The sequence below is a fragment of the Mesorhizobium sp. GbtcB19 genome, from assembly GCF_019091085.1.
Taxonomy (GTDB): domain Bacteria; phylum Pseudomonadota; class Alphaproteobacteria; order Rhizobiales; family Rhizobiaceae; genus Mesorhizobium.
Genome location: NZ_JAGXJY010000034.1, coordinates 19603 through 29339, shown reverse-complemented (window position 1 = coordinate 29339; position 9737 = coordinate 19603). Strand labels below are relative to the sequence as shown.

Below are 9737 nucleotides of genomic sequence, written 5' to 3'. Positions count from 1 at the left end.
CCGCTCGCCATGGAAGGCGCGCTGAAGCTCAAGGAGATTTCCTACATCCACGCCGAAGGCTATGCCGGCGGCGAGCTCAAGCACGGGCCGATCGCGCTGATCGACGAGAACATGCCGGTGATCGTGATCGCGCCGCATGACCGCATCTTCGAAAAAACCGTGTCGAACATGCAGGAAGTGGCGGCGCGCGGCGGCAAGATCATCCTGATCACCGACGCCAAGGGCGCCGCCCAGGCGGGCATCAAGACGATGGAGACGATCATCCTGCCCGAAGTGCCGGAGATCATCTCGCCGATCATCTACGCGCTGCCGATCCAGATGCTGGCCTATTTCACCGCGGTGTTCATGGGCACCGACGTCGACCAACCGCGCAATCTGGCGAAATCGGTGACGGTGGAGTAGCGGGTTATGCGGCGTCCGTAACAGCGCAGCCTTTAAAAACTTCGCAGTTCCAAACCGGCTCGCGGTTCACTAATCTCGGCGTTGCAACCCTGCGCCGTGGTGAACGCATGTCCGACGCCCTGAAGACCTCTGGCATGACCCGGCTGAGGAACTATTTCCTGACCGGCTTCGTCGTCTGCGCGCCGCTGGCGATCACGGCCTATATCGCCTGGTCGCTGATCGGCTGGGTCGATTCCTGGGTGAAGCCTTACATCCCGGCCCGCTACAATCCCGACACCTACCTGCCGTTCCCGGTGCCCGGCTTCGGGCTGATCGTGGCGCTTATCCTGATCACGCTGATTGGCTTCCTGACGGCCAACATCGTCGGCCGCGCCATCGTCAATTTCGGCGAGCGGCTGCTTGGCCGCATGCCGCTGGTGCGCGGCATCTACGGCTCGCTCAAGCAGATCTTCGAGACGGTGTTGTCGAACAAGGGCGACATGTTCCGCCAGGTCGGGCTGGTCGAATATCCGCGCAAGGGCGTGTGGTCGCTGGTCTTCGTCGCCAGCGAGAAGGAAACCGAGATCAACCAGAAGCTCGACCAGGAGGGCGATCCGCTGATCGCGGTGTTCATGCCCTGCACGCCGAACCCGACCACCGGCTTTTTGATGTATGTGCATAAATCCGAGATCGTGCTGCTCGACATGTCGATCGAGGACGGCGCCAAGCTGATCGTCTCGGCCGGCATGGTGGCGCCGGAGGTCAAGGCCAAGCTGGTGACGTTGAACGGCGAGCCCGTCGAAGGCGGCCTTTCCAACCCGCCGCTTGGCGCTCAGCCGGCGCGCAGCAGCCGCACTGCTTCGTCGCGCCCGAACAGGTAGAGCAACAAGCGCAGCGCCTCGCCGCGTTCGGATTGCAGTTCCGGATCGCGCGACAGGATCAGCCGCGCATCGTCGCGCGCGGCTTCGAGCAGGTCGGCATGGAACTCGAGGCGCGCCACCTGGAAGCCGGGCGTGCCGGATTGCCTTGTGCCCAGCAACTCGCCTTCGCCGCGCAGCTTCAGGTCTTCCTCGGCAATCTTGAAGCCGTCCTCGGTCTCGCGCATCACCGAAAGCCGGCGTTTTGCGGTCTCGCCGAGCGGGTCCTTGTAGAGCAGGACGCAGGATGACGGCTTGTCGCCGCGCCCGACGCGGCCGCGCAACTGGTGCAATTGGGCAAGGCCGAAGCGCTCGGCATGCTCGATGACCATGATGGTGGCGTCCGGCACGTCGACGCCAACCTCAATGACCGTCGTGGCGATCAGGATCCGCGTTTCGCCTTCCTTGAAGGCGCGCATCGCCTCGTCCTTTTCCGCGCCTTTCATGCGGCCGTGCACGAGGCCGATCCGGTCGCCGAACAGCGGTTTCAGCGAAGCAAAGCGATCCTCCGCCGACATCAGTTTTATTTCCTCGGATTCCTCGACCAGCGGGCAGATCCAGTAGATCTTCTGGCCTTCGGCGACCGCTTCGCGCATGCGCCCGACCAGTTCGTCCAGTCGCTCCATCGACAAGGTCACGGTGCGGATCGGCTGCCGGCCCGCCGGTTTTTCGGTGAGCTTGGAGACGTCCATGTCGCCGAAGGCGGTCAGCACCAGCGTGCGCGGGATGGGCGTGGCCGTCATCACCAGCATGTCTGGCGCATCGCCCTTGGCGGTGATGGCGAGGCGCTGGTGGACGCCGAAGCGATGCTGCTCGTCGACGACGGCAAGCACAAGGTCGTGAAACGTCACGCTTTCCTGGAACAGCGCGTGCGTGCCGACGACGATATCGATCTCGCCGCTGGCAAGGCCTGCAAGCGTCTCCGTGCGTTCGCGGCCTTTTTCGCGGCCGGTCAGGATGGCGAGGCGCAGGCCGACTTTTTCCGCCAGCGGCGCGATCGTCGCCAGATGCTGGCGCGCCAGGATCTCGGTCGGCGCCATCAGCGCTGCCTGGCCGCCGGCCTCGACCGCGCGCGCCATGGCAAGCAGCGCCACCACCGTCTTGCCGGAGCCGACATCGCCCTGCAGCAGGCGCAGCATGCGTTCCGGATCGGCGAGATCGGCGTTGATCTCGCCGAGCGCGAATTCCTGGCTGGTGGTCAGCATGTAGGGCAGGGCCGCGCGCAGCTTCTCGACGATGCTGCCGTCGCCGGTGAGCGGCCGGCCCGAGAGGCGGCGGATTTTTGCCCGCACCAGCGCCAGCGACACCTGGCCGGCCAACAATTCGTCATAGGCAAGACGCCGCCAGGCCGAGCCCTCGACGGCAACGTCGATTGGGTCCTTGGGGTGGTGGACGCGGGCAAGCGCATCGCCGAAGGACGCAAAGGTGTGGCGGCGCATGAAGGCGTCGTCCTGCCACTCGGGCAGTTCCGGCAGGCGCCCCAGCGCCTGTCCGATGGCGCGGCGCAACACCTTGGCCGACAGGCCGGCGGTGAGTGGATAGACCGGCTCGACCAGCGGCAGGCCCTCGGCCTCGTCGATCGGCGCGATATGGTCGGGATGGACCATGGTGGGGCGGCCGTTGAACCATTCCATGCGGCCCGAGATGACGACGCGCTCACCTTCGGGAAGCATCTTCTGCAGGTAGGCGGCATGAGCATGGAAGAAGGTCAGCGCGACCTCGCCGGTGTCGTCATGGGCGTAAACCCGGTACGGCACCGACCTGTTGCCGCGCGGCGGCGGCTGGTGGCGGTCGACCCGTACTTCCAGAGTAACGATCTGGCCCTCGGCGGACAGCGCTATGCCCGGACGGTTGCGGCGGTCGATCACGGTGTTGGGCAGCACGAACAAAAGGTCGGCCGCGCGGGCGGCGCGGTCGCCGAGATCAGCCGGCACGATCCGCTCGATCAGCAAGCCGACCTTGGGGCCGACGCCGGCGAGCGAGGTGATGGGGACAAACAGGGGATCGAGGATGGAAGGACGCATCGTGTCAGCTTATGTCGCGAGCGCCGCAGCGCAAAGGCTGACACCGCTCTCTATCCACGCTATATGCGCCGCTCCAACAGGGATGCGGCGCCATGACCGGAACACAGCGATCAAGCGAAGGGCTGGACCCCCGCCGCCGCAAGCTTTTGTTCCGCTCCTGGCATCGCGGCATGCGCGAGATGGACTTGATCCTCGGCTCCTTCGCCGATGCCGAGATCGGCGCCTTGACCGGCGATGAAATCGACCAATATGAGAGACTTCTCGAAATTCCCGACACCGATTTTTTCCCGATGGTCACCGGCGAGCGCCCGGTTCCGCCCGATATCGATTGCGCGTTGCTGCAAAAGATCCTGGCGTCGCGCCGAACCATGACATTTTGAAAAACGCATATCCATGAGCCTTATCCCCACAATCGGCCTGCCGAAGGGCCGCGTCGGCCAGTTCACCGTCGACGGCGTCGCCGACGGCTATGAAGCCTTTGCCCTGGTGCAGACGGCGCAGGAGATCGCTCCGGACAAGCCGGTGCTGTTCGTGGCGCGCGATGGCCAGCGGCTGCCGGCGATCATCGAGGCGCTCGCCTTTGCCGCGCCTGGCCTGCCGGTGCTGGAACTGCCGGCCTGGGACTGCCTGCCCTACGACCGCGTGTCGCCCGGCGCCGATGCCGCGGCGCGGCGGCTCGATGCGCTTTCCGCCATGATCGCGCTGGCAAAGAAGCCGCATCGCGCGGTGATCCTCACCACCGCCAATGCGCTGTTACAACGCATCCCGCCGGCTGAATTGATCGAGGCGCAAACTTTCCACGCCAGGCCCGGCAACCAGATCGACATGAACGCGCTGATCGCGCGGCTGGAGACCTCAGGCTTCGAGCGCGTGCCGACGGTGCGCGGCCTTGGCGAGTTCGCGGTGCGCGGCGGCATCCTCGACCTGTTCGCGCCGGGCTGGAGCGAGGCGCTGCGCCTCGACTTCTTCGGCGACACGTTGGAGTCGATCCGGGTCTTCGACGTGGCCACCCAGCGCACCACCGGGCAGCGCAAGTCGATGTCGCTGCAGGCGATGAGCGAGGTGGCGCTGACGCCGGAGACAATCAGTCGCTTCCGCCGCTCCTATATCGAAGCGTTCGGCGCGCCGTCGCGCGACGACGCGCTCTATGCCGCCGTCAGCGAAGGCCGGCGCTTTGCCGGCATGGAGCACTGGCTGCCGTTCTTCTACGAGCGGCTGGAGACGGTGTTCGACTATCTACCGGACGCGCCTGTCGTCTTCGACCACCTGGCGCACGAGGCGCTGGCCGAGCGGCATACGCTGATCCTCGACCATTACGAAGCGCGCCGCAAACAGGCCGACAGCGCGCTCAAGGACGCCGTGCCCTACAAGCCGGTGGCGCCGGACCTGCTCTATCTGTCGCCGGACAATCTCAAGGCGTCGCTTGGCCCGCGTGAAGACATCGACTTCACCGTCTTCGATGCGCCCGATGTCGGCGGCAAGAAGGTCTTCCATGGCGGCTCGCGGCATGGCCGCAGTTTTGCGGAGGAGCGCGCCGATCCCAACATCAACGTCTTCGACGTTGTCGTAAAGCACATTGCCGACGAGCGCGCGGCGCGCCGCCGAGTCATCGTCGCCGGCTGGACGGAAGGGTCGCTCGACCGGCTCGGCCAGATTCTGGCCGAGCACCATCTCAGCAATCTGAAGCCCGTCGCGACGCTTGCCGAGGTCGAAAAACTCGAGCCGGGGCAGGCCGGTCTCGCCGTGTTGCCGCTCGAATCCGGCTTCGAAACCGACGACATGGTGGTCGTCGCCGAGCAGGACATTCTTGGCGACAGGCTGATCCGGCGTTCGAAGCGCAAGAAGAAGGCTTCCGATTTCATCGCCGAGGCCTCGTCGCTCTCTTCCGGCGATATCGTCGTCCACACCGACCACGGCATTGGCCGTTTCATCGGCCTGCGCACCATCGAGGCGGTCGGCGCGCCGCATGACTGTCTCGAAATCCACTATGCGGGCGACGACCGGCTGTTCCTGCCGGTCGAAAACATCGAGCTTTTGTCGCGCTACGGCTCGGATTCGGCCGAGGCGACACTCGACAAGCTCGGCGGCGGCGCCTGGCAGGCGCGCAAGGCGCGGCTGAAGCGGCGCCTGCTCGACATGGCCGGGCAGCTGATCCGCATCGCCGCCGAGCGGCAGATGCGCTCTGCACCAACCATGATCCCGGCCGAAGGGCTCTATGGCGAGTTCGCCGCACGCTTCCCATACGAGGAAACCGACGATCAACAGACGGCGATCGATTCCGTCATGGACGACCTCGGCGCCGGCAAGCCGATGGACCGGCTGGTCTGCGGCGATGTCGGCTTCGGCAAGACGGAGGTGGCGCTGCGCGCCGCCTTCATCGCGGCGATGGAGGGTTTCCAGGTCGCGGTGGTGGTGCCGACGACGCTTTTGTCACGCCAGCATTTCAAGACCTTCTCGCAGCGTTTTTCCGGCCTGCCGATCCGCATCGCGCAGGCCTCACGCCTGGTCGGTTCCAAGGAGCTGGCCGAGACCAAGAAGGGGATTGCCGAAGGCACGGTCGATATCGTCGTCGGCACGCACGCGCTGCTCGGGTCTTCGATCTCGTTCAAGAATCTTGGCCTGCTGATCATCGACGAGGAACAGCATTTCGGCGTCAAGCACAAGGAGCGGCTGAAGGATCTCAAGTCCGACGTGCATGTGCTGACGCTGTCGGCAACGCCGATCCCGCGCACGCTGCAGCTGGCGCTGACCGGCGTGCGCGAGCTGTCGCTGATCGCCACGCCGCCGGTCGACCGCATGGCGGTGCGCACCTTCATCTCGCCCTTCGATCCGCTGGTCATCCGCGAGACGCTGCTGCGCGAGCGCTATCGCGGCGGCCATTCCTTCTATGTCGTGCCGCGTATCAGCGACCTGGCTGAAATCCATGATTTCCTTCGCGAATCCGTGCCGGAGCTGAAGGTTGCGGTGGCCCACGGCCAGATGCCGCCAGGCGAGCTCGACGACATCATGAACGCCTTCTACGACGGACAGTACGACGTGCTCCTGTCGACGACCATCGTCGAATCCGGCCTCGACATACCGACCGCCAACACGCTGATCATCCATCGCGCCGACATGTTCGGTCTGGCCCAGCTTTACCAGCTGCGCGGCCGCGTCGGCCGCTCCAAGGTGCGCGCCTATGCGCTGTTCACGCTGCCGGCCAACCGCAAGCTGACCGATACGGCCGAGCGCCGGCTGAAGGTGCTGCAGTCGCTCGACACGCTCGGAGCCGGCTTCCAACTCGCCAGCCATGACCTCGATATCCGCGGCGCCGGCAATCTCTTGGGTGAGGAACAGTCCGGCCACATCAAGGAGGTCGGTTTCGAGCTTTACCAGCAGATGCTGGAGGAGGCTGTCGCCGAAGTGAAGGATACGGGCGAGGCGCAGGACAGCGGCTGGTCGCCGCAGATCGCGGTCGGCACCGCCGTGATGATCCCCGAAAGTTATGTGCCCGACCTACAGCTTCGGATGGCGCTCTATCGTCGGCTCGGCGATCTCGAGACCACCGAGGAGATCGACGGCTTCGGCGCCGAGCTGATCGACCGCTTCGGCCCGCTGCCGGAAGAGGTGACGCACCTGTTGAAGATCGTCTTCATCAAGGCGCTCTGCCGCAAGGCCAATGTCGAGAAGCTCGACGCCGGCCCCAAGGGCATCGTCATCCACTTCCGCAAGCGCGAGTTCCCCAACCCGGTCGGCCTGGTCAAGTTCATCGGCGAGCAGGGCTCGCTGGCCAAGATCAGGGCCGACCACAGCGTCGTCTTCATGCGCGACTGGCCGAATGCCGAAAAGCGCCTGGCGGGATCGGCGGTGGTGATGACGCAACTGGCCCGGCTGGTCGACAAGGCGGCGTAGGTACTCCGTTCGGCGCCGATCGTAGCAGCCGGCAACCCTTTGCAACAGAAAAGTAACTTACCTGCAAAGATCGGATGCGTTTGCGGGGCCTGCGACGATTGGGACTATTGCAGTATTTTCACGCAATGTTTCAATCGGCCCTGCAAGTCATCGCTGCAGGGGAAATCCATGAACCCGCACACCTTCGATGAATACTGGCTCGGCTACCTTGCCGGTCATTCAAAACCTTCAACCCGCTTTATCCATTACCTCGGCCTGTTCTTCGCGCCAATCGTCGGGGTCGCGGTATCCTTCTTCGTGGTCTGGTGGGCCTTTCTGATCATCATCCCGTTCTTCTACCTTGCAGCCCTGTTCACCCACCCTCTGCTTGAGCACAACAGCAACAAGCCTTTCGCCGAGCGGCCTTTGTGGAGTGCCATTGCGCTGCTTCGCATGCTCGCGCTCGATTTGACGGGCGGTCTCGGTCGCCAGCTGAGACGCCTGAACGAGGCCGGCAGATAGGCATGGACATGGCGGTCGTCGCTGCCTGTTCTGCCGTGCTGCTGTTTGGGGCCGGATTTCATCTCTATTGGGGTCTGGGCGGTCGCCTCGGTGCCGGCGTTTCGCTGCCTCAACGCGAGGACGGCAGCCCGGCGATGAAGGAGACCGCCGCTGGGGCCCTGCTGGTCGGTCTGGTTCTGACGCTGGTCTTTGTGCTCGTTCTTGGCTTCGCAGGCCTGATCCAACTGCCGGTGGCGCACTGGCTGCAGAAGACAGCAATTATCTTTTGGGCGGCGATATTCACCCTGCGGGCATTGAGCTGGTCGAGATATTTCGGGCTGTTCAAGCGGGTCAGAAACACGCGTTTCGCCAGATATGACAGCCTGCTTTACAGCCCTTCCTGTCTTTTGCTCGGGCTGGGCTTCTTCCTGCTCGCGCTGACGGACGCAGCATAACGAGGCGGCGGAAGCATTCGCCACCACTGAAAAACCCGGCTAGAATAGGTAATCGGCTTCGTGTAAGGAGCCGCGACCTCGTAACGAGGCTGGCACGGCGGGCGAGGGCGTTCGCCGGTTTGTTTTGACGCAATTCCGATGGAAATTTCAGACTTTCCCGGAGTTGCTCCGAAAGGGCGTTTGGGTGCAGCGATGACGAAATGGTCGCCGAATTCGTGGAGAGCAAAGCCGATCAAGCAGGTCCCGGTCTATCCGGATCCTGCGGCTCTCAAGGCCACCGAAGCTCAACTTGCCACCTTCCCGCCGCTGGTTTTTGCCGGTGAGGCGCGCAAGCTGAAGAAGCAGCTGGCGGCGGTCGCGGCCGGCGAGGCGTTCCTGCTCCAGGGCGGTGATTGCGCGGAAAGCTTCGCCGAACATGGCGCCGACAACATCCGCGACTTCTTCCGCGTCTTCCTGCAGATGTCGGTGGTGCTCACCTTCGCCGGCGCGCAGCCGGTGGTGAAGGTCGGCCGCGTCGCCGGCCAGTTCGCCAAGCCGCGCTCGTCCGACAACGAGACCAAGGCCGGCGTGACGCTGCCGAGCTACCGTGGCGACATCATCAACGGCATCGAGTTCGACGCCAAGTCGCGCATTCCCGATCCCGCGCGCCAGGAGATGGCTTACCGCCAGTCGGCCGCGACGCTCAACCTTCTGCGCGCCTTCGCGCAGGGCGGCTATGCCAGCCTGGAGAACGTTCACCGCTGGATGCTAGGCTTCGTCGCCGACAGCCCGCAGGGCGAGAAGTACGGCGCGCTTGCCAACCGCATCACCGAGACGATGGACTTCATGCGCGCGGTGGGCATCACCTCGGAAACCAATTTCGCGCTGCGCGAGACCGATTTCTACACCAGCCACGAGGCGCTGCTGCTCGGCTACGAAGAGGCGCTGACCCGCGTCGATTCGACCTCCGGCGACTGGTACGCCACCTCCGGCCACATGATCTGGATCGGCGACCGCACCCGCCAGCCCGACCATGCCCATATCGAATATTGCCGCGGCATCAAGAACCCGCTCGGCCTGAAATGCGGGCCGTCGCTGACGCCGGACGGCCTCTTGGAGCTCATCGACCTGCTCAATCCCGAGAACGAGCCGGGCCGGCTGACGCTGATCGCCCGTTTCGGCTCCGACAAGGTTGCCGAGCACCTGCCGAAGCTGGTGCGGGCGGTGAAGAAGGAAGGCCGCAACGTGGTGTGGTCGTCCGATCCGATGCACGGCAACACGATCGAGGCGGCGGGCTACAAGACGCGGCCGTTCGACCGCATTCTCAAGGAAGTGCAGACATTCTTCGAGGTGCATCGCGCCGAAGGCACGCATCCGGGTGGCATCCATGTCGAGATGACCGGCAAGAACGTCACCGAATGCACGGGCGGCGCCCGCGCGATCACAGCGGAAGACCTGCAGGATCGCTATCACACCCATTGCGATCCGCGTCTCAACGCCGACCAGGCGATCGAACTCGCCTTCCTGGTCTCGGACCTGCTCAAGAAGAGCCATCCGGTCCAGCACAAGCAGGTGGCGAACGCCTGAGAAAGCTGCAAGGCTTGATCATT

The 9737-nt window shown here is 64.5% G+C and carries 8 protein-coding genes; 7 read left to right on the top strand and 1 reads right to left on the bottom strand.

Features of this window, described 5'->3' with window-relative positions; genetic code table 11:
• Positions 1–402 (top strand): SIS domain-containing protein (locus tag KVT37_RS30470; RefSeq protein ID WP_217578727.1); only part of this gene is annotated, 402 nt, incomplete at its 5' end.
• Positions 403–509: 107 nt separating this feature from the next.
• A complete protein-coding gene (locus KVT37_RS30465) occupies positions 510–1262 on the top strand; it encodes a DUF502 domain-containing protein (protein ID WP_217578726.1) in 753 nt (250 codons plus the stop codon).
• On the opposite strand, the gene recG is transcribed toward KVT37_RS30465, so the two are convergent.
• Positions 1214–3322: an ATP-dependent DNA helicase RecG gene (gene recG / locus KVT37_RS30460; RefSeq protein WP_217578725.1), complete on the bottom strand. Its 2109-nt coding sequence runs from the start codon at positions 3320–3322 to the stop codon at positions 1214–1216. The genes KVT37_RS30465 and recG overlap by 49 nt on opposite strands.
• A gap of 92 nt (positions 3323–3414) precedes the next feature.
• On the opposite strand from recG, the gene KVT37_RS30455 reads away from it, so the two are divergent.
• From KVT37_RS30455 to KVT37_RS30435, 5 genes are all read left to right on the top strand, one after another.
• Positions 3415–3702, top strand: a complete 288-nt coding sequence (locus KVT37_RS30455) for a succinate dehydrogenase assembly factor 2 (RefSeq protein WP_217578724.1) — start codon at positions 3415–3417, stop codon at positions 3700–3702.
• A gap of 13 nt (positions 3703–3715) precedes the next feature.
• Positions 3716–7213, top strand: coding sequence for a transcription-repair coupling factor (mfd, locus tag KVT37_RS30450; protein ID WP_217578723.1), 3498 nt, complete (start codon positions 3716–3718; stop codon positions 7211–7213).
• 168 nt (positions 7214–7381) lie between these two features.
• A complete protein-coding gene (locus KVT37_RS30445; protein ID WP_217578722.1) occupies positions 7382–7714 on the top strand; it encodes an Mpo1-like protein in 333 nt (110 codons plus the stop codon).
• A gap of 2 nt (positions 7715–7716) precedes the next feature.
• A complete protein-coding gene (locus KVT37_RS30440; RefSeq protein WP_217578721.1) occupies positions 7717–8148 on the top strand; it encodes a DUF3995 domain-containing protein in 432 nt (143 codons plus the stop codon).
• 192 nt (positions 8149–8340) lie between these two features.
• Entirely contained in the window at positions 8341–9714 is a 1374-nt protein-coding gene (locus tag KVT37_RS30435; protein WP_217578720.1) for a class II 3-deoxy-7-phosphoheptulonate synthase, read from the top strand.
• The last annotated feature ends 23 nt before the right edge of the window (positions 9715–9737 follow it).